Here is a 25,140-nt window from a genome sequence, read left to right as displayed (position 1 = left end):
GCCGACACATCATGAACTACGACGAACTCAGCCGCTTCTTTCAGGAAGCCGCACGCTACCCCGCCGCCATGGGCAGCAACCGCAACCGTCTGTTTGCCGCCGCCCGACCGCTTCGGGCGGCCGTGCTGCTGGCCGTGGTTTGCCGCTCCTGCCGATGGGAAATCTTACTGACGCGCCGTTCCGACACCCTGCGCCACCACACGGGGCAAATTGCGTTGGCGGGCGGACGGTGCGACCCGCAAGACAACAACCCTATCTGTACCGCCCTGCGGGAAACGGCCGAAGAAACCGGCATCGCCTCGGCACAATGGCAAACTTTCCCGCCTTTCGAACCCTATTACACGCCTTCGGGTTACGCCGTTTTTCCCGTGCCCGCCCTTAGTGCGGACAACCCGCCCACGCAAGCCAATACCGACGAAGTGGCCGAAATTTTCTACGTGCCGCTCTCCTTCGCCCTCGATAAAAACAATTACCAAAGCCGGGAATTCCATTACAACGGCCAAATCCTGAACACGCCCGCCCTGCCCTATCTGCACTACGACATCTGGGGGCTGACGGCCACGATTTTGTATGATTTGGCCGAACGCTACGAACAGCATCTGCGCTTTTCCCCTTGAAAACATATTGGATAATGCGGCGCATCAAACAGGCCGTCTGAAAAAGTTTCCCGATACTTTTCAGACGGCCTGTTTGCCATAAAAACAAAACAGAGGCCGTCTGAAACAAAAAAGCACCATATCACTACGGTGCTTTTTATGCCAAGCCGCCTTTTCAGACGGCCTGTCGGTTCGCTGATGCTTATTGGCCTGCTTTCAAACCCTGCCATAAACGTACGCTCAATTTCACTGCATTGGGCGATTTCGGCAGAACCACAAAACTTTTAGCCTTCACTTCGTCGCTCGGGAAAATCGAGTTGTCGCCGGCATACTGCTGCTCCATCAAATCGCGGGCGGGCTTGCTGGCAGGCGCGTAAGTAACGAAATTGCCGTTTTTCGCTGCCACTTGCGGATCAAGCGTGTAGCTGATGTATCGGTGCGCATTGGCAACATTTTGCGCGCCTTTCGGAATCATAAACGAGTCGATCCAGATGCCTACGCCGCTTTTCGGAGTAAGCACTTCTATGTCCACACCGTTTTTGGAATCTTTAGCGCGGTTTTTGGCAATATTCAAATCGCCGCCGTAACCGACCGCCACGCAAAGATTACCCGCCGCCATATCGTCGATATAACCCGAAGAGCTGAAACGTTTTACATCGGAACGGACTTTTTTCATCATGTCCACAGCCGCTTTCAAATCATCGGCGGTTTCGCTGTTGGGATCTTTGCCGATGTAGTTCAACGCCAACGGAATTTGCTCGGTGGGGCTGTCGAGGAAGCTGATGCCGCATGATTTCAATTTGGCGGTATATTCGGGATTAAACACCAAATCCCATTCGTTTTCGGGCAGTTGGTCCGAGCCCAAGGCTTTGGCCACTTGGTCTTTATTGATGGCCAACGTATTAATACCCCAGAAATACGGCACGGCATATTTGTTGCCCGGATCAACCTGCTCCATCATTTTCAACAGATCGGGATCGATATTGCCGTAGTTGGCAATCATGCTTTTATCGATTTCCTGATAAGCGCCCGCTTTAATCTGACGGCCGACGTTGGCAATCGAAGGAGCAACCAAATCGTAGCCCGATTTACCGGTAAGCACTTTGGCTTCCAGCGTTTCGTTGCTGTCGTAATAATCGTATCGAACCTTGATTTTATTGGTTTTTTCAAACTCGCTCACGGTTGCCGGATCAACATAATCCGACCAGTTGTAAATATTCAGATTACCCGTTGCCGGAGCAGCCGCCGTTTGTTGCTGCCCGCTGCTTGCCTCCGTGTTTTCCGCAGTTTTTTGCGTATCGGTGTTTCCCGAACCGCCGCACGCCACTAAAAACAGGCCTGCCACAGCAGAAACCAACCAAGTTTTTTTCATCTTCTTATCCTTCAAAAAACGTACCGGAACGAGTACAAAAAAATACCAATCATGCAGCGGCAATGAAGCTGCATGCAGCAAGCACCAAGCATTTGGCGACAGGGCGAATTAAACGGCAAAATCCTTTGAGATGCAATACTTTACCAAGTAAAAACAAACATTTTTTAACACAAATTCCGATAGGTTTTTCATCATAAACAACAAATTTTTTCAGATGGCCCCGCCAAGCGTGGAAAAAAAGGCTTCAGACGGCCTGCAAATTTGTCAAACCGCCTGCATTTATGGGAAAATCCCACGATTGAATTTTATGCAAGGGCGACACGAAATGCTGGATAGAGAAGGATATCGCCCCAATGTCGGTATTATCTTAACCAACGACCGCAACGAAGTATTTTGGGGCAAGCGCGTGCGCGAGCATTCTTGGCAGTTTCCGCAAGGCGGCATCAAGCCGGGCGAAAGCCCCGAAACCGCCATGTATCGGGAGCTTCTGGAAGAAGTCGGCCTGCTGCCGCACCACGTCAAAATTCTCGGCCGCACGCGTGATTGGCTGCGTTACGACGTGCCTACCCATTGGGTGCGGCGGGAATGGCGCGGTTCGTACCGCGGGCAGAAGCAAATCTGGTATCTGCTGCGCTTGGTGGGCCGCGAAAGCGATGTGCATCTGCGTGCGACCAGCCACCCCGAATTCGACGGCTGGCGTTGGCATCAATATTGGGCACCGATAGACGAAGTGATTGATTTCAAACGCGGCGTGTACGAAGGCGCATTGAGCGAGCTTTCCCGCTTTTTGCGCGGTTTGGAAACGCTGGAAGAATTTACCCGCCGCCAACTGGAACTCAAATAATCCCTCCGAACGCTTTCAGGCCGTCTGAAAGCGTTTTTTATTTTCAGACGGCCTCATTGATTAAAACCTGCCACAAACATAACGCTCTGCCATGACCCGCTCCGAACGCCTGCTCAACCTGTTGCAACTGCTGCGCAACCACCGCCTCCCCGTTACCGCCGACACACTGGCGGAAACGCTTTCCGTGAGCGTGCGCACCGTGTACCGCGACATCGAAACCCTGTGCCGTCAGGGCGCGGATATACGCGGCGAGGCGGGTGTCGGTTTTATTCTCCACAAAGATTTTCTGCTGCCGCCGCTTTCGTTCAACGCCAACGAAATCGAAGCCCTCGTGCTAGGCATGCGTTGGGTGCTGGCTTATACCGACAACGCATTGGCGCAAGATGCCAAATCGGTGTTGGCGAAAGTGCAGGCCGTGCTGCCGGAAAACATGGCGGATTTGTTGGACAGCCAAGCCTTGTTCCCCGTTCGCGATCATACGGAATACGGCGAACACGAGCAGCATGTTCTCAACACCATTCGCGCCGCTATCCGCAGCAACCGCAAACTCGAATTCGACTACACCGATGCCAAAAACCGCCCGAGCCGCCGCACCGTGTGGCCGTTTTCCATCGGTTATTTCGACGACGCGCGGCTGGTGTCAGCTTGGTGCGAACTGCGGCAGGATTTCCGCCATTTCCGCTCCGACCGCATCGGCAAAGCCGTGATCGGCGACATTTATCCCACCCCGCGCATGCTTTTGTTGGACGAGTGGCGGCGCAGGGAAGGCATCGACCTGCACCCGTTCGATTTTTGAGGCCGTCTGAAACCCTGCTGACAAAAACTGACACGCGCCGCCCGTAAAATCTTCCTACCTTTCCCGATACTTGGAGAACGACATGAAAGACTTTACCCTCTACACCGTACCCCAATCACGCGGCGGCATGGTTTTGTGGATGCTTGAAGAATGCGGCGCCGATTACGATACCGTGGTGTTGTCTTACGACAGCGTCAAATCCCCCGACTATCTCGCCGTCAATCCGATGGGCAAAGTGCCTGCCTTAAAACACCGCGGCCAAGTGCTGACCGAATCGGCCGCCATCGTTACCTACCTTGCCGAGCAGTTTCCCGAAAAAAATCTGATTCCCGCCGCCGGCAGTGAAGACCGCGGGCAATATTACCGCTGGCTCTTGTTTGCCGTTCATCTCGAATATGCCGGCGTGGACAAAATGCGCGGTTTGGAAAGCGACGAAAACATCCGCCGCGCCATCGGCTACGGCGACTTAAACACCGCCATAAACACTTTGCGCCAACACCTCGACGGCCGCGAATATATGGTCAGCAACCACTTTACCGCACTCGACCTTTACTACACCGGTTTGCTGGATTGGACGGTCAACCACACCGGCGCGCTGCCCGCCGATCCCGTGTTCACAAGCTATATCAACCGCCATGCCCAACGACCCGCGGCGGTGCGTGCTGCGGAATGGAATGGTTGATTGGTAAAACAGTGTTTGTCATAACAGCGTGAGGCCGTCTGAAAAAAGGCCAGTTTTTGGTAAAAAATTTTGCGATATCTAAGCCGCATGGTTGTGAGTAAAAAAACTGAGCCCTGCGTCATGCAGAACTCAGTTTCTCGCCGCCGTTTGAATGATTCAAATATATCTAATTATTCAGGGCGGTTTACTTTATTATCGTGATTTCTCACTTGCGGCAGTCAAAGGATTCAAGCTGCTTTGCGTTTTCCTTTTTTCTTTCTCCTTTTTTTCCTTTGAGCAGTCCATCCGAATGGATAACTAAACTCCCAGCCTGATCCCGAAATGCGGGTCAGTTTGCAAGTATCAACGTATCCCACAAACCGCTTGTAGTAGGAAGATGAGAACTTAATCCGGAATTCGAATTTGTGATCGCTTCGCACGGAACTTACACCCGGTTGGGCAGGAGAGAATCCTCCCAGAGTTCCCTCGAAGGAGTAGCTGTGGTTTCTATTAACATACTGACCAGAAATACTCCAAACAGGTGCCTGTTGACCAGAAGGGGAGGTTTCTACACGGTAGTTCCAAATTCTGTCTACTTTCAGGGTGCCTTTCCATTTGTCGTAGAGGAATTCCCAACGACCCCTCAACCATTCGGCATTGCTGGCTACATGAGCGGTAAGCTCGCCGAAAAGGTTGTACATCAGCATGTTGTCTATATGAGTGGTAGAATCAGGGTGGTTTCGTATCATCATAGTTTTGGCATAGCGAACAATGGCAGCCGGGGTTATGCAATTGCCTTTCATCACTGCATCTAATAAATATCTGGCGAAATTATTATTAGCATAGGTGTACGAAGGGCGGGAAGCTGCTAAGACGCTAATTGCTTTACGCCTGCGGATAAATGTCTCCGTAATGGTTTCGAGATGATTGAAGTCCACCGCACCGTTCCAGCAACATACGTTCAGCACGAAAGGAGGAAAACATCCGTTGGAAAGCTGCTCAACATCTTCACAGCGGAGCCCGTTGCTGGAAAGCCACGCCGTTTCGCTGCCGTGCCCACGATAAAGTGCCATCACAACTCCGTTGTTCATCGTATTGATCACATCTTGCCTAGAAGTGTCTGTGGCATATCGCTTGATAGTATTGTAGCGATGATGGATTCGATCGTAGATTTCGTCGCAGTTGTCTCTGTATACAGAATCTTCGTGAGAACACAACATCACCCGATTCTGCCAGCCGCCCCAATCTCCCCTACGGCGATTTGCGTATCCGGTGAGGTGTCTACAGACTTGTTTAAGGATAGCAGGATCAGAAGTAGGAATACGCGAGAGTGCCAATTCAGGTACAAGATCATCGGAAATATCAGTGTAATAATGATCAGAGGTGTAAGTCTCTGTAGGCTCCGTCCGACTTATATAAGTGTGCATAGGGATAATATCTGTATCACCCGCCAAGACGACAAAGCGGGGAGGAATCCACCAGTTGTTGGTTGCCCATGTAATAAATGCTTTGATTGATTCTTTTAAATCCGAACCGGAGTGTGGAAACTCTTTCTGAATATCTTCAGTCAGCGCAACTTTGACGTAATATGGCCATCCTGTTTTTGCTCTCCGCAATGGTTCGACTGCATTTTCAAGAGCCCGGGTTGTAATAATCACATACTCAGCGATGAGCCCGGCTATCTTCAGTTTGGGGCGAGGAAAAGCTGTCGGCCTCCTTGCGGTTAGACTGCGTTCTACTGGAGCCGACGTAATCAAAACTTCGTCTTCCGTTGCTTCCGGGTATGAAGCTTTATCAAGTTCATCTGGCGGCAACTCTGCTTCGGCTTCCAGTTTTTCAATAAATTCTCGATCCAGCCCTTCAAAATCTTCAATGATTGATGAATAATCGGCTTGGTCGTCCAGCAGATCTAAACCTAAAATGAGATCGGTTTCGGGCATTTCACGCGGTTTGCGACCAAGTTTGCGGGCGCTACGCTTTTTGCCAGAAATGCTGTCGGTATCGTGCGGCGTATGGTAAGAAACTTCAAGAACGATGGACTGAACGACTTCCATGCTTTTAGATATAGGCCGGTATTGCCCCAAGTAAACAAGGATATGGGCGACTTTTACACCGGCAACAGTCTTTAAGCCCAAAAAGTCGAAATCGCGTCCGGGATAAGGCTCGTCCGACCCGTATATAGACGGATCAGGTTCATACACTTCCTTAAACTCTGTTTCAATAAACTGTTTGGGAGCGGGGGCAATTTCAAGCTCGCGATCGATGGTGGTTGTGGACTTTTCAACAACGCGGACTTGCACATCCTCGGCATCCATAGGTACAGCCACGAAGATACCGTCTTTGGGTACGGAGGGGGCTCCCTCTACGTCTATGAATGTAGTTTCGGGTATCTCCAACCGCTTAAAGTCTGCGACCGTACCTTCCCATGCGCCTGAAATGGTATATCGAACCGTTACAGCCTTATGTTGCTCTACATCATGCAGACTGCGTGCTCTAGGAGCGGCAGAGGATGTGACTGCTTTGTTAACTTCGATTTTAGGCGGTTCATTGACTTCAGAGGTACTCTGAAAGCTAAGCCATTTTTTCTCGCTCATGTTTACTCTCCTTTTCATACAGTGGGGTAGATTTAGTTTTGTCGGCAAAGCTCACTTGTTTTAGGAGGCAACCTTACTATTTAAAATGGGGCGACTCCGTAAAGCCAAGCATCAAACATCGATACAGTTGTAAGCACTTGCCGCCGAAATGCACAAGACATTGGCTTTCCATACAACAGTTACAACAAAACATACAAACCGGCACCGTGCCCTACAGCTGTTGTGCTTGTTTAAGGTTTAAAACCTTATGGCACAAACGTATGAGTTACTGTGGGCAGCATCTCATAAATGATGTATTTATTAAATGTTATAATCATAAATAATACTTTATAAATAATAACTTATGAGATATATTTACATTACAATCTTGATCGGCCTGTGTCAATAAGGATTGATTTTGTTTTTCTCCTTGATCTGAAAATTGAGTACAAAAGTTGATATAAGACAATTTTTATATAAGTCAGGGCTGGGCGGGCGTTCTCAAAAATGGTCATCTATTCAGAACTTTTGAAGAGTTTTTTTGCCTTGAAATGGGAATGGAACTAAATGCTTTCAGGCCGTCTGAAAGTGTTTTTGATTTTCAGACGGCCTGATGTGTATTGATGCCGAATAGTTTGGATATTTGCTTGCTAAGGCCGTCTGAAACCCCGTTTAAATCATGTTAAAATCCCGCCCGACTGCAAGATTTTCTTATTTTTCAGACGGCCTGCCGCAAGAGGCCGTCTGAAACCGCTTAAACATTTGACTGCGTAACCCTCATGACCACACCCCAATACAGCGAATCCAGTATCACCGTCCTCAAAGGCTTGGAGCCGGTAAAAGAACGGCCGGGCATGTACACCCGCACCGACAGCCCCACCCACATCTGCCAAGAAGTGATCGACAACGCCGCCGACGAAGCACTCGGCGGTTTTGCCGATGCAATCAAAGTCGAAATCCATGAAGACGGCTCGCTTTCCGTGCGCGACAACGGGCGCGGCATTCCGGTGGGGCTGCATCCGGTGGAAGGTTTGCCGGTGGTGGAGCTGGTGTTCACGCAGCTTCATGCGGGCGGTAAGTTCAACAAGAAAGACGGCGGCAGCGCGTATGCCTTTTCAGGCGGCCTGCACGGGGTGGGCGTGTCGGTAACCAACGCGCTTTCCAAACGCCTCGAAGTTACCGTGAAGCGCGAAGGCAAAATCCACCGCATCGTGTTTGCGGGCGGTGCGGTGGTGGAGCCGCTGGCCGAAGTCGGCAAATGCGCGGTGAAAGACAGCGGCACCGAAGTGCGCGTGTGGCCGGACGGCAAATATTTTGAAAGCCCGCAATACAGCATCGCCGAGCTTGAGCGCCTGTTGCGCGCCAAAGCCGTGCTGCTGCCGGGCGTTACCGTGTCGCTCACCCGCCCCGTCAAAGGCCAGCCCGAGCCGCACGTGCAGACATGGCATTACCCCAACGGCCTCAAAAGCTATCTGCTCGACTTAATCAGCGAGGCGCAGGAAGCCGTGCCGGTGTTCGCTTCGGAAAACTATATTTCAGACGGCCACGACAGCGATTTCAGCACGGGCGAAGGTGCGGCGTTTGCGCTCACTTGGCTGGAAGAAGGTTCGTGCAACAGCGAAAGCTATGTGAACCTGATTCCCACCCCGCTCGGCGGCACGCACGAAGCAGGCTTGCGGCAGGCGGTGTTCCAAGCGGTGAACAACTTCATCAACCACCACAACCTGCTGCCGCGCGGCGTGAAAGTGCAGAGCGACGACGTGTTCAGCCGCGTGGCATTCGTATTGTCCGCCCGCGTGCTCGACCCGCAATTCCAAGGCCAAACCAAAGACAAACTTACTAACCGCGACGCGCTCAAACTCGTGGCCGCCGTGTCGGGCGACCCGCTGGAATTGTGGCTCAATCAAAACGTCGAAGCCGGTAAAAAAATCGCCGAACTCGCCATCAAACAGGCGCAGGCGCGGATGCGTTCGGTGAAGAAAATCGAAAAGAAAAAAGGCAGCGGCGTGGCCGTGCTGCCCGGCAAGCTCACCGATTGCGAAAGCGAAGACATCCGCGAAAACGAACTCTTCTTAGTGGAGGGCGATTCGGCAGGCGGTTCGGCCAAACTCGCGCGCGACAAAGCCACCCAAGCCATTTTGCCCTTGCGCGGCAAAGTGTTGAACAGCTTTGAAGTGCATCAAGACCAACTGTTCGGCAATGCCGAAATCCACGACATCGCCGTCGCCATCGGCGTTGACCCGCACGGCGCGAACGACACCCCCGATTTAAGCGGCCTGCGTTACGGCAAAATTGCCATCCTCTCCGATGCCGATGTAGACGGCTCACACATCCAAGTGCTGCTGCTCACCTTGTTTTACCGCCACTTCCCCAAACTGGTTTCAGACGGCCATATTTATGTTGCCCAGCCGCCGCTGTTCCGCGTGGACGTCAACGCGCAAGGCAAAAGCAAACCCGCGCGCAAATTCTACGCACTCGATCAGGGCGAGTTGGACGGCATTCTAGAGCGACTGCAAAAAGAAGATGTGAAAGAAACCGCCTATTCCATCAGCCGCTTCAAAGGCTTGGGCGAGATGAATCCCGACCAGCTCAAAGACACCACCATGCACCCCGACACCCGCCGCCTGTTACAGGTGCAGATTCCCGAAACAGCGCACGAACAAACCCACAGCATCTTTGTCAAATTGATGGGCAAAGGCGAAGCCGCCAGCCGCCGCGCGTGGATGGAAGCCGAGGGCGATACGGCGGAAGTAGACATTTGATTTCAGACGGCCTTGTTGGTACAAGAGGCCGTCTGAAACGTATTACGGCTTTTACCTGCCAACCTTTATCAAAGGCCGTCTGAAACATACGGCAGCAAAAGCACGACGCTGCCGCAGCAACAGATAACTTTTCAGACGGCCCCAACCAATCGAGGAAGCAATATGAATCCTACAAAAATCACCGTCGTCGGCAGCATCAACATGGACTTGGTTACCGGCTCGCCCCGCTTCCCCAAACAGGGCGAAACGCTTTTGGGCACGTCGTTCAACCGCTTCATGGGCGGCAAAGGGGCCAACCAAGCCGTGGCCGCCGCGCGTTTGGGGGCGGACGTGTGCATGATAGGCGCAGTCGGCAACGACGGCTTCGGCAGCGAACTGCTCGCCCATCTCAAGCAGGAAGGCGTTGATACCGCACACGTCAAAACCCTGCCCCACCTGCCCACCGGCATGGCCAACATTACCGTGGCCGAGGGCGACAACCACATCATCGTGGTTTCCGGCGCGAACTTCGGCATCACGCCTGCCGACATCGAAGCCTGCGAAGCCCGCATTGCCGAATCCGATGTAGTTTTGAGCCAGCTTGAAATTCCGATGGAGTGCGTGATTACCGCCGCCAAGCTCGCCCGCAAACACGGCAAGCCGTTCGTGCTCAACCCCGCCCCCGCCCAAAAACTGCCCGCCGGACTGCTCGAATTGGTTACGCTGCTCACTCCCAACGCCTACGAACTCGCCATCAGCTTGGGGCTGCCGGAAGACACGCCGGTCGAAACCTTAATCCGACAGGCGGGCCGCCCCGTGCTGATGACGCGCGGCAGCGAAGGCGTGGTCTACAACGACGATAACGGCACGTTGCACAGACAACCGAGCTTTAAAGTTACCCCCGTCGACACCACCGGTGCAGGCGATACCTTTAACGGTGCATTTGCCGTCTTCATCCATGAAGGAATGGCAACCGCCGTGCGCAAAGCCTGCGCCGCCGCAGCCTTGTCGGTAACCAAAGCCGGTGCACAAGGCGGCATGCCCACTTTGGCGGAATTGGAAGCGTTTTTGGCGCAACAGGAATAATCCTGCCTTTGCCATTGTTAAGAAGGCCGTCTGAAACTTTTCAGACGGCCTTTTGCCAATCAGCCTTTTTTGCGGTGGATAAAGAAAGCCACTACCGCCGCGATAATGAAGAAAATGCTGATAAAGGGAATGCCATCCTGCTTGGGAGACAACAGAAAATTCACCACCGAAAGCACCAAGAAAGCGATGGAAAGTTTGAGATAGTATCCTTTTTTCATTAAGCATCCTTTTTGAAAAATAAAAGCAGAACGGTTCAGGCATTGAAAAACCGAAGCCACCCGAACACAGATCCATCCGGTAACGACCGTTACTTTTACCGAAGGTTCCGTATTTGCGGCACGTATCCGATACCGGCATACGGCAACGCAGCCGCAGCAGCGTGCATTGGCATTCCCTGCAATATCGACTCCCTCGTATCGGTTACGGGAATCCCACCCTATCTCCGACACACAAAAAAAAAGCCGTCTGAAAATATTTTCAGACGGCCTCTTCTCCTCCCAACAACTTACCCGGTGCGGCTTATTCCCCGTAATAAGCCTTAGTCAAGATTTCTTCCATATCGGCCACCATCGGCAGGCGCGGGTTGGCCGGAGAGCATTGGTCTTCGTAAGCCATCATCGCCAACTCTTTGCGGGCAGCCATAAAGGCTTTCTCATCAATACCTTGTTCTTTAAACGACATATTGATGCCCACTTTGCGTGCCAACTCGTCGCAGGCTTTAGCGAAAGATTCCACGCCTTCGGCCGGAGTGCTGCAAGGCAAGCCGAGGGTACGGGCGATTTCTTGGTATTTCACGTCGGCTTTGTAGTGGTTGTATTTCGGCCAAGTGGCGGTTTTTTGCGGACGCGTACCGTTGTAACGGATCACGTGCGGCATCAGAATCGCGTTGGTACGACCGTGCGGCGTGTGGAATTTGCCGCCGACTTTGTGCGCCAGCGAGTGGTTCATCCCCAAGAACGCGTTGGCAAAAGCCATACCCGCAATGGTCGAGGCATTGTGCATGCGCTCGCGGGCTTCGGGGTCTTTGGCACCGTATTTGTACGAACGCTCCAAGAATTCGAACACCAGCTTGATGGCCTGCAATGCCAAACCGTCGGTAAAGTCGTTGGCCAACACGGAAACATAGGCTTCTACGGCGTGGGTCAATACGTCCAAACCAGTGTCGGCGGTAACGTGCGCGGGCACGGTCATGGTAAATGCGGGGTCTACGATCGCAATGGTCGGAGTGAGCGAGTAGTCGGCAATCGGGTATTTTTTGTCGCCGTCGCTGATTACGGTAAACGGAGTAACTTCCGAACCGGTGCCCGAAGTTGTCGGAATACCGATGAATTTGGCTTTACGGCCCAATTCGGGGAAGCGGAAGGCACGTTTGCGGATGTCCATGAATTTTTGCACCAAATCTTCAAATTCGACTTGGGGCTGCTCGTAAAACAGCCACATGGCTTTGGCCGCGTCCATAGCCGAACCGCCGCCCAGTGCGATAATGGTATCGGGCTGGAAGCTGCGCATCAGATCGGTGCCTTTGTATACGGTTTGCACGCTGGGATCGGGCTCGACATCGGTAAACAACTGTACGGTTACTTTGTTTTTACGCAAGTGCAATTGATGGGTTACTTTATCGACAAAGCCCAAATCCACCATAGAGCGGTCGGTAACGATCATCACTTTTTCGCACTCTTTCATATCTTGCAGATATTGGATGGAGTCGCGTTCAAAATAAATTTTGGCGGGCACTTTAAACCATTGCATGTTGTTTCTCCGACGGCCTATTTTTTTGATGTTCAACAGATTGACGGCGCTGACGTTGTTGCCGACCGAGTTTTTGCCGTAAGAGCCGCAACCGAGCGTCAAAGAAGGCAGGAAAGCGTTGTACACGTCGCCGATGCCGCCGAAAGTCGAAGGAGAATTCCAAATAACGCGGATGGCTTTCACACGCGCGCCGAATTCTTTAACCAAATCCCTGTCGGCCGTGTGAATGGCGGCAGAGTGGCCCAAACCGTCGAATTCCACCATTTGCTCGGAAAGTTTCAAGCCTTCTTCGGTACTGGTTGCTTTCAAAAGAGCCAGCACGGGAGAAAGTTTTTCGCGGGTGAGCGGTTCTTTAGGGCCCACTTCGCGGCATTCCGCCATCAGGATATTGGTTTTTTCAGGCACGCTGAAACCGGCTTGCTCAGCAATCCATGCAGCGGATTTGCCCACCACGGCGGAGTTCAATTTGGCCAAGCTGCAATTTTTACTGTCGGCTTTCACACCGAAAATAAAGTCTTCCAACAGCGCTTTTTCTTTTTTGTTGACAACATAAACGCCGTAAGACTTCATCTCGGCAACCAGCTCGTCGTAAATTTCCTTATCGGCGATTACCGCCTGTTCGCTGGCACAAATCATACCGTTATCAAACGCTTTCGACATCACGATATCGTGCGCCGCCTGCTTGATATCGGCGGATTTTTCCACATAAGCCGGCACGTTGCCCGCTCCCACACCGAGCGCAGGCTTGCCGCACGAATAAGCAGCTTCCACCATCGCATTGCCGCCGGTGGCCAAAATGGTGGCGATGCCGGGGTGCTTCATCAAGGCGCTGGTGCCTTCCATCGACGGTTTTTCAATCCATTGGATACAGTTTTCAGGCGCACCCGCCGCCACAGCCGCATCACGCACGATTTGCGCCGCATGTGCTGAACATTGTTGGGCGGAAGGGTGGAAAGAGAATACGACCGGATTACGGGTTTTCAACGCAATCAAGGCCTTGAAAATAGTGGTGGAAGTAGGATTGGTGGTCGGCACGATACCGCACACCACACCCACCGGATCGGCGATTTCGGTAATGCCGGTTACATCGTTTTCACTAACCACGCCCACGGTTTTGAGATCGCGCAGGCGGCGCACTACGTTTTCGCAGGCAAACAGGTTTTTAGTGGCTTTGTCTTCAAATATTCCGCGGCCGGTTTCTTCCACCGCATGCATGGCAAGCTCACCGTGTTTGGCCAGCGCCGCAATCGACGCTTTGGCAACGATATAATCGATTTGTTCTTGATTTAACTGACGGAAAGCCTCCAGCGCAACCAAACCTCTTTCAACCAAGCTGTTTACCTCGGCCACTGCTGGGCTTACGGCGGTATCGGCAGATGCGTTCATGTGGTGTCTCCTGATAGTGGGTACAAAATAAAAAAATCTTACTTACCTGACAGTATAAGTAATATTACTACAAAACATATTGACCTAAATCATAAAGCCTTGCTTCGCCAAACTGTTTTCGACAACATTTACCCGCCTGCAAATTAATCTATAAACTTTGAAAAGACAATGTGTTAATCAAAAACATAAAAATATAAAACCGTCGGTTTTCCTCATTGCCGCCTAACCGGTTATTTAATTTCAACATACCTACTTCTCCTTCATATCCGTACATATCTGGTAAAAAAATTACAAATCTATAAAAACATCAGGCCGTCTGAAAAGATAGGGAACACCCAAATAATCTTTTCAGACGGCCTGATGCTTCCGCAAAATGCTTATAACAAAGCCAGAATTTCTTTTTCAATCTCCAACGGTGTTACGGTGGGAGCAAACCGCCCCACTACCGCACCCTCGCGATTTACCAAGAATTTTGTGAAATTCCATTTGATATCGGCATCCTCATGCCCCATACCGGCAGCCGCCAGCTTCAACAGCCAATCCTTTATCTTGTGTCCGCTTCGGTCGTTCGGCTGTTGCGACTTCAAATAGACATAAAGCGGATGGGCGTTTGCCCCGTTTACTTCTATTTTGTCGAAAGTCTTAAACTGCGTGCCGAACTTGGTCCGGCATATTTGCACAATTTCCCCGCCGCTTTCCGGTGCCTGATTCCGAAACTGGTTGCACGGGAAATCGAGAATTTCCAATCCCCGCTCCGAATAGCGGCCGTAAAGTTGCTGCAAAGCCTCATATTGCGGTGTCAGCCCGCAGCGGGTGGCCGTATTCACAATCAGCAGCACTTTGCCCCGATAGTCCGACAACGCCGTAACACCACCTTGTGCATCTTTCACGTTGAAATCGTAAAGGTTCATCTTCTTTCCTGTTACTGCTTACCGTATTTTTTCAGACGGCCTCATGCCAAAGAAAAACGCCGCTCTCGGCGAACGGCGTTTAAGATGATCAGATTATTTACGCAAGCCCAAACGGGTAATCAACTCGCGGTAAGTATCCGGTTTGGTGCGGCGCAAGTAACCCAGCAGGCGGCGGCGTTGGCTTACCATTTTCAGCAAACCGCGACGGCTGTGGTGGTCTTTAGGGTTTACTTTGAAGTGGGGGGTCAGGTCGTTGATACGGAAAGTCAACAAAGCAACTTGCACTTCAGAAGAACCGGTATCGCCTTCTTTGCGTTGGAAATCTTTAACAATTTGTGCTTTTTGTTCTACGGTCAATGCCATAATGCATAAACTCCAAATAAATAAAATGAACCTTGCGGTTCGGACAAGTTTGCCGAGCCGTAACCCGCGCAAACTCCTGAATTCGTTTTACAACGAGTGCCGAATTATGCCACAGCTTATCGAAGTTTGCACGGTTTTATCGGAAACCGGCAAACAGTTGTTGTAAACTGTTTCCCTAGCCTGACCGGGCCGTCTGAAACCATAATTTACCCGCCATATTTTTATTTTCTGTCTGCGAGAATGTCATGCCCGAACTACCTGAAGTCGAAACCGTACTGCGCGGCATCAGCCCGCACATCAGCGGCCAAACCGTCAACCGTGCGGTTGTGCGCCAACCCAAACTGCGCTTTCCCGTTACGCCCGATTTAAACGGAATACTCCACAAACAAAAGGTTTTGAGCTGCTCCCGCCGCGCCAAATACCTGCTGATCCGTTTCGACACAGGCGTGCTGCTGATCCACTTGGGAATGTCGGGCAGCCTGCGTATCCTTACCGCCGGCAACCCCGCCATTGACGAAATCGGCAAACACGACCACGTCGATATTGTTTTTGATAACGGCACCGTGCTGCGCTATCACGATCCGCGCCGCTTCGGGATGGTTTTATGGTTTGCCGGAGCGGCCGAACACCACCCGCTGCTTGCCGCTCTCGGTCCGGAGCCGTTCGAATCGCAATTCGATGCGGCTTATCTATACTCGAAACTGCACACGCAGAAACGTGCCGTCAAACTCGCTTTGATGGACAATGCCGTGGTGGTCGGCATCGGCAATATTTACGCTAACGAAAGCCTGTTCAAAGCCGGCATTTCCCCCAAACGCCCCGCCAACAAAATCACCAAGCAAGAATGCGTAAAGTTGGTGGAAACGATACAGGCCGTCTTAAACCGCGCCATTGCCACCGGCGGCAGCACCCTGCGCGACTTTGTCGACAGCAACGGCCAAAGCGGTTATTTCCAGCAGGAATACACCGTATACGGCCGACACAACGAACCGTGCATACAATGCGGCAAACCGATTCAGAAAGAAACCCTTGGGCAGCGCGGCACATTCTATTGCAGCCACTGCCAGAAATAGTTTTCAGACGGCCTGTTGCCGAGGCTTGTGCCAACAGGCCGTCTGAAAACCGCTTTCCGATTCGCAGCAAAGCAAACACTTGTAATATAATCCACGCCCTGCACTTTTGATAAAGAACACTTCCCTGATGTCTGCACAAAAAGCCCCTCTCACCCTCCGCTTCGCCCGCCTGTTCAAGCTGGCGGTATGGCTGTTTAAAACAGGCCGCAACCTGAACCGGATAGACGGCGACGACCCCGAGCAGCGCAACCAAGCCATCATCACGCTGGGCTCCACCGCTTTGCAGGCGCTGGGCATCAAGTTGGATGTTTCCACCCCGCCCGAACATTTCCATACTCACGGCAATCTGGTGGTGGCAAACCATGTTTCATGGCTGGATATTTTCGCCATGAGCGCACTTTATCCCAGCAGTTTTATCGCCAAGCAAGAAATCAGCAACTGGCCCGTGCTCGGCAAAATGGGGCGTAACGCCGGCACGGTTTTCATCAACCGCAATTCGCGCAAAGATGTCGAACCCATCAACCAAGCCATTGCCGCCGCTTTAAAATCCGGCCAAAACGTCAGCTTTTTCCCCGAAGCAAAAACCTCTTCGGGCACCGACGTGCTGCCGTTTAAAGCCGCGTTGTTTCAATCCGCCATCGACAGCAACGCACCGATTCAGGTTATGGCTTTGCGCTATTACGACCATTTGGGCAACCGCACCACCGAACCTTCCTATGCCGACGTGAGCCTGCTGCATTCCATCTGGCGTGTGATTTCCATGCCCGAACTGCATATCCGCGTCGATTTTTCCAAGCCGGTTTACCCCGACGAATGCCCCGAAACCGACCGCTTTACCCTGAAAGACATTGCCGAAACATTCGTACGCCAAAAAGTACGGGAAGACAAATAGTCCGAAGTCGGCAGACGTTCCGTTTCAGACGGCCTTTTATGCTACACTTGCCGCCTGTATCCACTTTCCCACATAAAAAATCATGGCAGGCAACTCTTTCGGACAACTCTTCACCGTAACCACTTTCGGCGAAAGCCACGGCCCCGCATTAGGCTGCATCATCGACGGCTGCCCGCCCGGGCTTTCATTAAGCGCCGCCGACATCCAAACCGACCTCGACCGCCGCAAACCCGGCACCAGCCGCCACGTTACCCAACGGCGCGAGGCCGACGAAGTGGAAATCCTTTCCGGCGTATTTGAATGCCGAACCACCGGCACACCGATTGCCCTGCTCATCCGCAATACCGACCAACGCAGCAAAGACTACGGCAACATCGCCCGACAATTCCGCCCCGGCCACGCCGACTACACCTATCGGCACAAATACAGCATCCGCGACTATCGCGGCGGCGGCCGCAGCTCCGCCCGCGAAACCGCCGCCCGCGTTGCCGCAGGAGCGATTGCCAAAAAATGGCTGAAAGAAAAGTTCGGCACCGAAATCACCGCCTACGTTACCCAAGTGGGCGAAAAAACCATCGCCTTCGAAGGCTACGAACACATCGGCAACAATCCCTTCTTCGCCGCCAACCAAAGCCAAATAGCCGAGTTGGAACACTATATGGACAGCGTGCGCAAATCGCTGGATTCCGTCGGAGCCAAACTCGCCGTCGAAGCCCGCAACGTACCCGTCGGTTTGGGCGAACCCGTATTCGACCGGCTCGATGCCGACATCGCCCACGCTATGATGTCGATTAACGCCGTCAAAGGCGTGGAAATTGGCGCAGGTTTCGGCTGCATCACCCAACGCGGCAGCGAACACGGCGACGAGCTGACCCCCGAAGGCTTCTTGTCCAACCACGCCGGCGGCATCTTGGGCGGCATCAGCACCGGCCAAGATATCGCCGTCAACATCGCCGTCAAGCCCACCAGCAGCATTGCCACCCCGCGCCGCTCAATCGACATCGAAGGCAATCCCGTCGAACTCGCCACCCACGGCCGCCACGACCCCTGCGTCGGTCTGCGCGCCGCCCCGATTGCCGAGGCCATGCTCGCACTGGTGCTGATCGACCATGCCCTGCGCCACCGCGCCCAGAATGCCGATGTGCGCGTGGACACACCCGATATCGCACGCCGTTGAACTCAAACCGAGTAAGGCCGTCTGAAAACTTTTCAGACGGCCTTTTCAACCTCTGCGGTGTTGCAACAGGCAGGCAATCGGGCAACAGCCTGAAATGCGGCGAAACGGCAGAAAAATTCAAGTATTTGCCGATAAAACCTTAGCCAAAACACTCACTTTATACTAAAATGCCTCCAATTTTCAGCCCTCCGCACAGGGCAACGGGTTTATTCACAGGAACACAGACATGACAAAAGAAACCGCTTTGGGTGCTGCACTGAAATCCGCAGTACAAACCATGAGCAAAAAGAAACAAACCGATATGATTGCCGACCACATCTACAATAAATACGATGTGTTCAAACGTTTCAAGCCGCTGGCCGTCGGTATCGACCAAGACCTCGCTACCGCCCTGCCCCAATTCGACCCCGCTTTGATCGCCCGCGTGCTGGCCAACCACTGCCGCCGCCCGCGCTACCTGAAAGCATTGGCCCGCGGCGGCAAACGCTTCGACCTGAACAACCGTTTCAAAGGCGAAGTAAGCGCCGAAGAACAAGCCATCGCCCAACAGCATCCGGCAGTACAGCAGGCTTTGGCCGCCCAAGCCGAACGTAAAGCAACCCGGAATGAAACAGCGCCGCAACCTACCGGCGAAGTTTCCCCTCCGGAAACCCAAACTGCCAGCGGAACCGAAGGATAAAGCACTCTTCTGCTTATATAAAAACGGCCTGTTTAATCAACAGGCCGTTTTTGTATTACCGGATTCGAGCAAGCATCTGAGGCCGTCTGAAAACAGAAAGCAAATGTTTGTAGTTTTATCTTTGCCTTGTGCATGAAAATCTGCATTCATAACCTCCTACGGCACACTAAATAAATATCCTTCCCTATCAAACTTCTATATTCATTCCTTGTCAAAGTTATGCATTAAAATGCGGCTTCGCTCTAACATTTTTTAAAGCTGACGGCCGCCTGATTTACCGATAGCCATCCCACAGGCCGTCTGAAAAGCCTTCTTCCGCTTACCGAGAAACCCGAAGTTTCCTTTGCACGGCCTATGTCGTGCTTCACAATATTTGCATTCAAAAAGTTTTTATTTTCAACTCAACAAAGCGAGGATACTTTATGAACCAGTCAAAACTTCTTTTCTGGTCGATTACGGTGGCTTTGGCAGGTTTTCTATTCGGCTTCGATACCGTAGTGATTTCAGGTGCGGATCAAGCCCTTCAAAAACTGTGGAACAGCCCCGATTGGTTTCACGGAATCGTTGTCATGTCGTCAGCTTTATGGGGTACGGTTATCGGTGCCCTCTTCGGCAGCATCCCCACCGACAAACTCGGCCGGAAAAAAACCCTGATTTTCATCGGCTTCTTGTATATCATCGGTTCGCTCGGTTCGGCGCTGGTTTCCAACCCGTGGCAGTTTGCATTTTTCCGTTTTATCGGTGGTTTGGGGGTGGGAGCATCCACGATTGCGGCCCCGGCTTATGTGTCTGAAATCGCCCCGCCGGAAAAACGCGGCCGCTTGGTCGCCATGTATCAATTTAATATCGTATTCGGCATTTTGATAGCCTATCTTTCCAATTTTTTATTCAGCAGCTTGGAACTCGGTGCAAACACTTGGCGTTGGATGTTGGGTGTACAAGTTGTTCCTTCCGTAATCTATACACTGATGGTATTCACCATCCCGATGTCGCCACGCTGGTTGATGATGCAAGGGCGTTATGACGAAGCACGCTCGGTATTGCAACAGGTAAACCCCCATGCGGATATCAATGAGCTGATGGCGGCTGCCAAAGCCGACAGTGGGTATAGAAAGGAAAGCCTGTGGCTGAAAAAATACCGGCTGCCGGTATTGCTGGCTTTTCTGATTGCTTTTTTTAATCAAATGTCGGGCATCAATGCTTTTCTATACTATGCGCCGCGTATTTTTGAAATCGCCGGTTTGGAAAAAAGTGCAGCCATGTTAAGCAGCGTAGGCATCGGTTTGGTCAACCTGATTTTTACCTTCGTCGGTTTGGCATTAATCGACAAGTTCGGCCGCCGCCAATTGATGTATATCGGCTCTTTCGGCTATATCATCTCATTGGGTTTGGTATCGCTGGCATTTTTTCTGCAATGGAAGGGCATTGCCGTACCCTTGTTTTTCTTCCTGTTTATCGCTGCACACGCCATCGGCCAAGGTACGGTAATCTGGGTATTTATTTCCGAGATTTTCCCCAGCCATCTGCGTGCTCAAGGCCAATCCCTCGGCAGCTCCACCCACTGGGTACTTGCTGCGGCCATTCCCGCTATGATTCCGTTTTTATTCGGCAGCATTGGTGCGGCATGGGTGTTCGTAGGCTTTACCGTTATGATGGTGCTGCAACTGGTATTCGTGATATTTATGATGCCCGAAACCAAAGGTGTGCCGTTGGAAGAACTCTCTCAATCACTGATTAAGGAAAACGTATCATGAAAGTAACCAGCTTCGGCGAAGTGTTATGGGACGACCTTCCGAGCGGCAAAGTGCTGGGCGGTGCGCCGCTCAACGTATTGGTGCGCCTGTGTTCCCTCGGTGCCGATTGCAGCATTATTAGTTGCCGCGGCAACGATGCGGACGGCGAAGAACTGTTGCGCCTGATTGAAAGCAAAAACATCGCTACCGATTTGCTGCAAGTTTCCGACGAACAAGCCACCGGTTTGGTAAAAGTAACGCTCGATTCATCGGGCTGCGCGTCTTACGACATCGTTTACCCTTGCGCTTGGGACAAAATCCGATTTGAAGAAACTGCGCTCAAACGCGTAGCGGAATCCGATGCTTTTATCTACGGCAGCCTGTCGACCCGCGACGAAGTTTCGCGCAACACGCTCGAACGATTATTGGAACAGGCCAAATTCAAAATATTTGATGTCAACCTGCGCCCGCCCCACTACGACACCGACCGCCTGCTTTCTATGATGAAACAGGCCGATTTGGTCAAAATGAACGACGACGAATTATACGAACTGGCTCGGGCATACGGTTCAAAACAACATTCCGTCGAACAAAACATCCGCTATCTTGCCGAACTGTGCGGCGTATCGCGAATCTGCGTAACACTTGGCAGCCACGGTGCCGTTTATTTCGACGACGGCGAAATCTACCACCACAGCGGTTTCCGCGTTAAAGTGGCCGATACCGTCGGCTCGGGCGACAGCTTTCTGGCAGGTTTAACCTACCAACTGCTCAACCGTGCACACCCCCGTGAAACCCTGACTTTTGCCTGCGCTCTGGGTGCGATGGTCGCCGCTTGTCGCGGCGCAACGCCTGAAATCAGCCGGCGGGAAATCGAAAACTTTATTAATCCTGTTTGATGTCTGGCCGTTTCGACCAGAGGCCGTCTGAAAACACCCTATTCTTTTCAGACGGCCTCTAACTTCAAAAAGCTATCGGATGGTATAGACGCAGTTCCAAACGCAATAATCAGACAAACTCTGACACAACATCAAGTCAGGCAAACGGTCGAGCCGTGCGCAACGCAGAATATGCCTAAGACGGCACTCCGCCAAGATTCCGGCGTCTTGATTCAATTTACCCCAGCACCACATGATTCAGGTAAAATGCAGCACTTTCATTTATTGCCGCCCCACACATGACTATCAAAAAAACTTCCAAAACGAAATACTGGCTGCTGGCCATCGTTGCCGTTATCCTCGACCAAATCAGCAAAACCGCCATACTCAACCGCTTCGAATATACCGAGCGGCTTAACATCATCCCGAATTTCTTTGACCTGACATTGGTTTACAACACCGGTGCCGCGTTCAGCTTTTTGGCGGATGCAGGCGGTTGGCAAAAATATTTCTTCCTCGGTCTGGCTGTGGTTATCAGCTTTTATCTGGCCCGTGCGATTGTAAAAGACGATTTCGGCGCATGGGGCAAGCTCGGCGCGGCAATGGTTATCGGCGGTGCGTTCGGCAATGTAATCGACCGCCTGATTCACGGCCATGTAGTTGATTTTCTGTTGTTTTACTGGCAAAACTGGCACTATCCGGCATTTAATATCGCCGACAGCTTTATTTGTGTCGGCGCGGTAATGCTGATTATCGACGGATTCAAACATAAAAAAGACGACAAACAGGCCGTCTGAAAACATACCTACCCAAACTTCAAACCATGACAAAAAAAACCATTTTATTAGCTAACCCGCGCGGCTTTTGTGCCGGTGTAGACAGAGCCATCAGCATCGTAGAGCGTGCGCTGGAAGAATTCGGAGCACCGATTTATGTGCGCCACGAGGTGGTACACAATAAATTCGTCGTCGACAACCTGCGTAAAAAAGGTGCCATTTTTATCGAAGATTTGGCCGATGTGCCGGAAGGAGCAACCTTAATCTACTCGGCGCACGGCGTATCGAAAGCGGTGCAGGACGAAGCCGTCGAACGCGGCTTTCAAGTATTCGATGCCACTTGCCCGCTGGTTACCAAAGTTCATAAAGAAGTTGCCCGCTTGGACGGACAAGGTTATCAAATCATTATGATCGGGCACGCAGGCCACCCCGAAGTGGAAGGCACGATGGGGCAATTGCCCGAAGGCAGCATGTTGCTGGTTGAAACGGTGGAAGACGTTGCCAAGCTGGAAGTGCGCGATACCGAAAAACTGGCACATGTCAGCCAAACCACCTTATCGGTAGACGAAACCAAAGACATCATCGAAGCTCTGCAAAAACGCTTCCCGCATATCCGCAGCCCGCATAAAGAAGACATCTGCTACGCCACCACCAACCGCCAAGAAGCAGTCAAACAGCTGGCTGCGCAATGCGATATCGTTATCGTAGTCGGCTCCCCCAACTCTTCCAACAGCAACCGCCTGCGCGAAGTGGCCGCCCTGCGCGGTGTCGACGCTTATATGGTGGATAACGCAAGCTACCTGAAACGCGAATGGTTTGAAGGCAAAAACAAAGTCGGCGTAACCGCCGGCGCATCCGCTCCCGAAGTATTGGTGCAGGAAGTGATCGCCACCATTCAAGAGTGGGGACACGATACCGTGCGCGAAGGCGAAGGCGTGGAAGAAAGCATCGTGTTCGTATTGCCCAAAGCCTTACGCAAAGAATAAGCCGGTACGGAATCTCCATTCTCCCGCATGCGAACACCATTCAAGGTGTAACGGCATTCAATGTAGAAAAAGGCATCGTAAAGTTTCCATATATTTAAAAGAGGCCGTCTGAAAACTTTTTTCAGACGGCCTCTTAAGGCTTGCTCCAGTAATATTATTAATGCTCCGGCATAGAACTATTAATGCTCCGGCATAGAACCTTCATTCTGACACAGAGTGAACAGCGGCACACCGTGCTCACGGATATTTTTACCTCCGGGCAAATCGGTAAACTCCAAAATGGCCGTTGCTTCGATTACCTCTCCGCCGAGTTTGCGGATAAGTCCAATGCCTGCCTGCATCGTACCGCCGGTTGCCACCAAGTCGTCCACCAGCAAAACCCGTGCACCTTTGCAAATGGCATCCGTATGAATTTCCACCGTTGCCTCGCCATATTCCAAAGCATAGCTTTGCGACACCGTATCAAACGGCAGCTTACCCTTTTTACGAATGGGTACGAAACCCACATTCAACTGATACGCCAACGCCGCACCGATAATAAATCCGCGTGCATCCAACCCCGCCACAACGTCGATTTTCTGGCCCATATAGCGGTACACCAATAAGTCAACCAACAAACGGAAATACTCGGGGCTTTGCAAAATCGGCGTAATATCATGAAATAAAATACCTTTTTTCGGCCAATTGGGTATTTTCCGAATTTTCTCGGCCAACGCTGCCACGCCCATCACATCAGGGTGAATCAACATAAAGATTCCTTTTCACCTTTAATCGAAACAATTGCGGTCGCTCCGCACATCGAAAACTCAAACATGTAATTGTATAACAAAAAAAACCGATGAGTACATCAAGCGGCCTCAAAAAATACTGCCTTTCCCTTTTGCGGTTTCTCTGCCCGAAGCCTGATGTACATTGTCGCTGTATCGCACAGTGTGGCATAATAAACGACGATTTTCCCCTCATTATCAGAACATCATGCAAGCATCCAAAAAAGGCAATATTTTTATCGTATCTGCCGCCTCGGGCACCGGAAAAACCACACTGGTTTCACGCCTGATCAAACATCACGACGATATCCGTGTTTCCGTATCCCACACCACCCGCCCGCCCCGACCCGGCGAAGAACACGGCAAGCACTACTACTTCGTCGATGTTGAAAAATTCAAAGCCTTAATCGGCGAAAGCGCTTTTCTGGAACACGCCAAAGTTTTCGACAACTATTACGGCACCAGCGTAGAGGGTGTAAACATCTTACGCGAACAAGGCTATGACGTTATTCTCGAAATCGACATCCAAGGCGCGGAGCAAGTGCGCCGCGTATTGCCCGACGCATGCAGTATATTCATCCTTCCCCCGTCATTCCAAGAGCTCGCCGACCGCCTGAAAGGGCGCGGCACGGACAGCCCCGAAGTGATTGCCAAACGCCTAAGCAAAGCACGCAATGAAATCGAACAAGCTTTCCTGTTTGATTATGTTATCGTCAACCATGATGTAGTTACTGCCGAAGCGGATCTGCTGCACATCATCAAATCATACCGCCTGAAGCTGCCTTCCCAACAAGTATTTATCGAAAACCTGTTGGAAAAATCTTAAAAAACAGCGACAATAGTATTTTTATTCAAGAAAGCACTACCAAAATGGCCCGTATTACCGTAGAAGACTGCATTACCAAAATCCCCAACCATTTCGACCTGACCTTGACCGCGGCACGCCGCGCACGCCAGCTCGAAAACGGCAACACACCGCTGGTTGACGACATCCGCAACAACAAACCCACCGTTACCGCCCTGCGCGAAATCGCTGCCGGCGAAATCGGCGTGGAATTGCTCAAACGCGGCAAATAAATACGACAAAACAAGCACTAAGGC

The 25,140-nt window shown here is 51.7% G+C and carries 23 protein-coding genes; 16 read left to right on the top strand and 7 right to left on the bottom strand.

The window, feature by feature from the left end; all coding sequences use genetic code 11:
- The first annotated feature begins 11 nt into the window (after window positions 1-11).
- Window positions 12-617 carry a CoA pyrophosphatase gene (locus tag Q0X97_RS07760; protein ID WP_302066769.1) on the top strand — a complete coding sequence of 202 codons (606 nt, stop codon included), beginning with the start codon at window positions 12-14 and terminating at the stop codon, window positions 615-617.
- A gap of 181 nt (window positions 618-798) precedes the next feature.
- Here Q0X97_RS07760 and Q0X97_RS07755 read toward each other — a convergent pair whose 3' ends face one another.
- Window positions 799-1,968: a polyamine ABC transporter substrate-binding protein gene (locus Q0X97_RS07755; protein ID WP_302066768.1), complete on the bottom strand. Its 1,170-nt coding sequence runs from the start codon at window positions 1,966-1,968 to the stop codon at window positions 799-801.
- 307 nt (window positions 1,969-2,275) lie between these two features.
- Here Q0X97_RS07755 and Q0X97_RS07750 point away from each other — a divergent pair, with 307 nt between their 5' ends.
- The 3 genes from Q0X97_RS07750 to Q0X97_RS07740 all read left to right on the top strand — a co-directional run bounded on the left by Q0X97_RS07750 (window position 2,276) and on the right by Q0X97_RS07740 (window position 4,290).
- Complete coding sequence (locus Q0X97_RS07750; RefSeq protein WP_085390199.1) at window positions 2,276-2,812, top strand: RNA pyrophosphohydrolase; 537 nt, start codon at window positions 2,276-2,278, stop codon at window positions 2,810-2,812.
- 91 nt (window positions 2,813-2,903) lie between these two features.
- Window positions 2,904-3,608 (top strand): YafY family protein, encoded by a 705-nt coding sequence (locus Q0X97_RS07745; RefSeq protein ID WP_302066767.1) that lies wholly within the window; start codon window positions 2,904-2,906, stop codon window positions 3,606-3,608.
- Window positions 3,609-3,690: 82 nt separating this feature from the next.
- Window positions 3,691-4,290, top strand: a complete 600-nt coding sequence (locus tag Q0X97_RS07740) for a glutathione S-transferase family protein (RefSeq protein WP_302066766.1) — start codon at window positions 3,691-3,693, stop codon at window positions 4,288-4,290.
- A gap of 227 nt (window positions 4,291-4,517) precedes the next feature.
- Here the strand turns inward: Q0X97_RS07740 and Q0X97_RS07735 are convergent, their stop codons facing one another.
- The gene (locus Q0X97_RS07735; RefSeq protein WP_302066765.1) at window positions 4,518-6,863 is read right to left on the bottom strand and encodes a C25 family cysteine peptidase; all 2,346 of its coding nucleotides are present in this window, start codon (window positions 6,861-6,863) and stop codon (window positions 4,518-4,520) included.
- 758 nt (window positions 6,864-7,621) lie between these two features.
- Here Q0X97_RS07735 and Q0X97_RS07730 point away from each other — a divergent pair.
- Together Q0X97_RS07730 and rbsK are read left to right on the top strand one after the other, a co-directional pair.
- Complete coding sequence (locus tag Q0X97_RS07730; RefSeq protein ID WP_302066764.1) at window positions 7,622-9,604, top strand: DNA topoisomerase IV subunit B; 1,983 nt, start codon at window positions 7,622-7,624, stop codon at window positions 9,602-9,604.
- A gap of 162 nt (window positions 9,605-9,766) precedes the next feature.
- On the top strand, window positions 9,767-10,669 hold the full coding sequence (rbsK, locus tag Q0X97_RS07725; RefSeq protein ID WP_302066763.1) for a ribokinase: 903 nt from the start codon (window positions 9,767-9,769) through the stop codon (window positions 10,667-10,669).
- Between the two features lie 59 nt (window positions 10,670-10,728).
- Here the strand turns inward: rbsK and Q0X97_RS07720 are convergent, their stop codons facing one another.
- The 4 genes from Q0X97_RS07720 to rpsO all read right to left on the bottom strand — a co-directional run bounded on the left by Q0X97_RS07720 (window position 10,729) and on the right by rpsO (window position 15,078).
- The gene (locus tag Q0X97_RS07720) at window positions 10,729-10,887 is read right to left on the bottom strand and encodes a hypothetical protein (RefSeq protein WP_158087726.1); all 159 of its coding nucleotides are present in this window, start codon (window positions 10,885-10,887) and stop codon (window positions 10,729-10,731) included.
- Window positions 10,888-11,188: 301 nt separating this feature from the next.
- Window positions 11,189-13,804: a bifunctional acetaldehyde-CoA/alcohol dehydrogenase gene (gene adhE, locus Q0X97_RS07715; protein WP_302066762.1), complete on the bottom strand. Its 2,616-nt coding sequence runs from the start codon at window positions 13,802-13,804 to the stop codon at window positions 11,189-11,191.
- 377 nt (window positions 13,805-14,181) lie between these two features.
- Window positions 14,182-14,715 (bottom strand): glutathione peroxidase, encoded by a 534-nt coding sequence (locus Q0X97_RS07710; RefSeq protein WP_302066761.1) that lies wholly within the window; start codon window positions 14,713-14,715, stop codon window positions 14,182-14,184.
- A gap of 93 nt (window positions 14,716-14,808) precedes the next feature.
- A complete protein-coding gene (gene rpsO, locus Q0X97_RS07705) occupies window positions 14,809-15,078 on the bottom strand; it encodes a 30S ribosomal protein S15 (protein WP_302066760.1) in 270 nt (89 codons plus the stop codon).
- Between the two features lie 245 nt (window positions 15,079-15,323).
- Between rpsO and mutM the strand changes: the two genes are divergently transcribed.
- The 8 genes from mutM to ispH all read left to right on the top strand — a co-directional run bounded on the left by mutM (window position 15,324) and on the right by ispH (window position 23,272).
- Window positions 15,324-16,151 carry a bifunctional DNA-formamidopyrimidine glycosylase/DNA-(apurinic or apyrimidinic site) lyase gene (gene mutM / locus Q0X97_RS07700; protein WP_302066759.1) on the top strand — a complete coding sequence of 276 codons (828 nt, stop codon included), beginning with the start codon at window positions 15,324-15,326 and terminating at the stop codon, window positions 16,149-16,151.
- A gap of 127 nt (window positions 16,152-16,278) precedes the next feature.
- Window positions 16,279-17,043, top strand: a complete 765-nt coding sequence (locus Q0X97_RS07695; RefSeq protein ID WP_302066758.1) for a 1-acylglycerol-3-phosphate O-acyltransferase — start codon at window positions 16,279-16,281, stop codon at window positions 17,041-17,043.
- 82 nt (window positions 17,044-17,125) lie between these two features.
- Window positions 17,126-18,220, top strand: a complete 1,095-nt coding sequence (aroC, locus tag Q0X97_RS07690; protein WP_302066757.1) for a chorismate synthase — start codon at window positions 17,126-17,128, stop codon at window positions 18,218-18,220.
- A gap of 226 nt (window positions 18,221-18,446) precedes the next feature.
- A complete protein-coding gene (locus Q0X97_RS07685; RefSeq protein ID WP_302066756.1) occupies window positions 18,447-18,899 on the top strand; it encodes a ProQ/FINO family protein in 453 nt (150 codons plus the stop codon).
- A gap of 359 nt (window positions 18,900-19,258) precedes the next feature.
- Window positions 19,259-20,653, top strand: coding sequence for a sugar porter family MFS transporter (locus Q0X97_RS07680; protein WP_302066755.1), 1,395 nt, complete (start codon window positions 19,259-19,261; stop codon window positions 20,651-20,653).
- Window positions 20,650-21,531 (top strand): carbohydrate kinase, encoded by an 882-nt coding sequence (locus Q0X97_RS07675; protein ID WP_302066754.1) that lies wholly within the window; start codon window positions 20,650-20,652, stop codon window positions 21,529-21,531. The genes Q0X97_RS07680 and Q0X97_RS07675 overlap by 4 nt, the downstream gene beginning before the upstream one ends.
- A gap of 278 nt (window positions 21,532-21,809) precedes the next feature.
- A complete protein-coding gene (lspA, locus tag Q0X97_RS07670; protein WP_302067701.1) occupies window positions 21,810-22,307 on the top strand; it encodes a signal peptidase II in 498 nt (165 codons plus the stop codon).
- Window positions 22,308-22,333: 26 nt separating this feature from the next.
- Entirely contained in the window at window positions 22,334-23,272 is a 939-nt protein-coding gene (gene ispH, locus Q0X97_RS07665; protein ID WP_302066752.1) for a 4-hydroxy-3-methylbut-2-enyl diphosphate reductase, read from the top strand.
- Window positions 23,273-23,451: 179 nt separating this feature from the next.
- Here the strand turns inward: ispH and Q0X97_RS07660 are convergent, their stop codons facing one another.
- Window positions 23,452-24,021 carry an adenine phosphoribosyltransferase gene (locus Q0X97_RS07660; RefSeq protein ID WP_302066751.1) on the bottom strand — a complete coding sequence of 190 codons (570 nt, stop codon included), beginning with the start codon at window positions 24,019-24,021 and terminating at the stop codon, window positions 23,452-23,454.
- A gap of 226 nt (window positions 24,022-24,247) precedes the next feature.
- Between Q0X97_RS07660 and gmk the strand changes: the two genes are divergently transcribed.
- Together gmk and rpoZ are read left to right on the top strand one after the other, a co-directional pair.
- Window positions 24,248-24,865 carry a guanylate kinase gene (gene gmk, locus Q0X97_RS07655; RefSeq protein WP_302066750.1) on the top strand — a complete coding sequence of 206 codons (618 nt, stop codon included), beginning with the start codon at window positions 24,248-24,250 and terminating at the stop codon, window positions 24,863-24,865.
- Window positions 24,866-24,909: 44 nt separating this feature from the next.
- Window positions 24,910-25,116: a DNA-directed RNA polymerase subunit omega gene (gene rpoZ / locus Q0X97_RS07650; protein ID WP_085390183.1), complete on the top strand. Its 207-nt coding sequence runs from the start codon at window positions 24,910-24,912 to the stop codon at window positions 25,114-25,116.
- Window positions 25,117-25,140: the final 24 nt, after the last annotated feature.

Source organism: Neisseria sp. MVDL19-042950 (genome assembly GCF_030504625.1).
Taxonomy (GTDB): Bacteria; Pseudomonadota; Gammaproteobacteria; order Burkholderiales; family Neisseriaceae; genus Neisseria.
Note: the sequence above shows the minus strand (reverse complement) of the source record. Positions and strands in the feature narration are given on the sequence as shown.

Coding starts and splice junctions, on each gene's coding strand:
- lspA (WP_302067701.1), top strand. CDS start 21,810: ATGACTATCAAAAAAACTTCCAAAACGAAATACTGGCTGCTGGCCATC.
- Q0X97_RS07730 (WP_302066764.1), top strand. CDS start 7,622: ATGACCACACCCCAATACAGCGAATCCAGTATCACCGTCCTCAAAGGC.
- gmk (WP_302066750.1), top strand. CDS start 24,248: ATGCAAGCATCCAAAAAAGGCAATATTTTTATCGTATCTGCCGCCTCG.
- Q0X97_RS07720 (WP_158087726.1), bottom strand. CDS start 10,887: ATGAAAAAAGGATACTATCTCAAACTTTCCATCGCTTTCTTGGTGCTT.
- Q0X97_RS07695 (WP_302066758.1), top strand. CDS start 16,279: ATGTCTGCACAAAAAGCCCCTCTCACCCTCCGCTTCGCCCGCCTGTTC.
- Q0X97_RS07675 (WP_302066754.1), top strand. CDS start 20,650: ATGAAAGTAACCAGCTTCGGCGAAGTGTTATGGGACGACCTTCCGAGC.
- Q0X97_RS07760 (WP_302066769.1), top strand. CDS start 12: ATGAACTACGACGAACTCAGCCGCTTCTTTCAGGAAGCCGCACGCTAC.
- rbsK (WP_302066763.1), top strand. CDS start 9,767: ATGAATCCTACAAAAATCACCGTCGTCGGCAGCATCAACATGGACTTG.
- adhE (WP_302066762.1), bottom strand. CDS start 13,804: ATGAACGCATCTGCCGATACCGCCGTAAGCCCAGCAGTGGCCGAGGTA.
- ispH (WP_302066752.1), top strand. CDS start 22,334: ATGACAAAAAAAACCATTTTATTAGCTAACCCGCGCGGCTTTTGTGCC.
- Q0X97_RS07710 (WP_302066761.1), bottom strand. CDS start 14,715: ATGAACCTTTACGATTTCAACGTGAAAGATGCACAAGGTGGTGTTACG.
- Q0X97_RS07660 (WP_302066751.1), bottom strand. CDS start 24,021: ATGTTGATTCACCCTGATGTGATGGGCGTGGCAGCGTTGGCCGAGAAA.
- rpsO (WP_302066760.1), bottom strand. CDS start 15,078: ATGGCATTGACCGTAGAACAAAAAGCACAAATTGTTAAAGATTTCCAA.
- Q0X97_RS07735 (WP_302066765.1), bottom strand. CDS start 6,863: ATGAGCGAGAAAAAATGGCTTAGCTTTCAGAGTACCTCTGAAGTCAAT.
- Q0X97_RS07750 (WP_085390199.1), top strand. CDS start 2,276: ATGCAAGGGCGACACGAAATGCTGGATAGAGAAGGATATCGCCCCAAT.
- Q0X97_RS07740 (WP_302066766.1), top strand. CDS start 3,691: ATGAAAGACTTTACCCTCTACACCGTACCCCAATCACGCGGCGGCATG.
- Q0X97_RS07755 (WP_302066768.1), bottom strand. CDS start 1,968: ATGAAAAAAACTTGGTTGGTTTCTGCTGTGGCAGGCCTGTTTTTAGTG.
- Q0X97_RS07745 (WP_302066767.1), top strand. CDS start 2,904: ATGACCCGCTCCGAACGCCTGCTCAACCTGTTGCAACTGCTGCGCAAC.
- rpoZ (WP_085390183.1), top strand. CDS start 24,910: ATGGCCCGTATTACCGTAGAAGACTGCATTACCAAAATCCCCAACCAT.
- Q0X97_RS07685 (WP_302066756.1), top strand. CDS start 18,447: ATGACAAAAGAAACCGCTTTGGGTGCTGCACTGAAATCCGCAGTACAA.
- mutM (WP_302066759.1), top strand. CDS start 15,324: ATGCCCGAACTACCTGAAGTCGAAACCGTACTGCGCGGCATCAGCCCG.
- aroC (WP_302066757.1), top strand. CDS start 17,126: ATGGCAGGCAACTCTTTCGGACAACTCTTCACCGTAACCACTTTCGGC.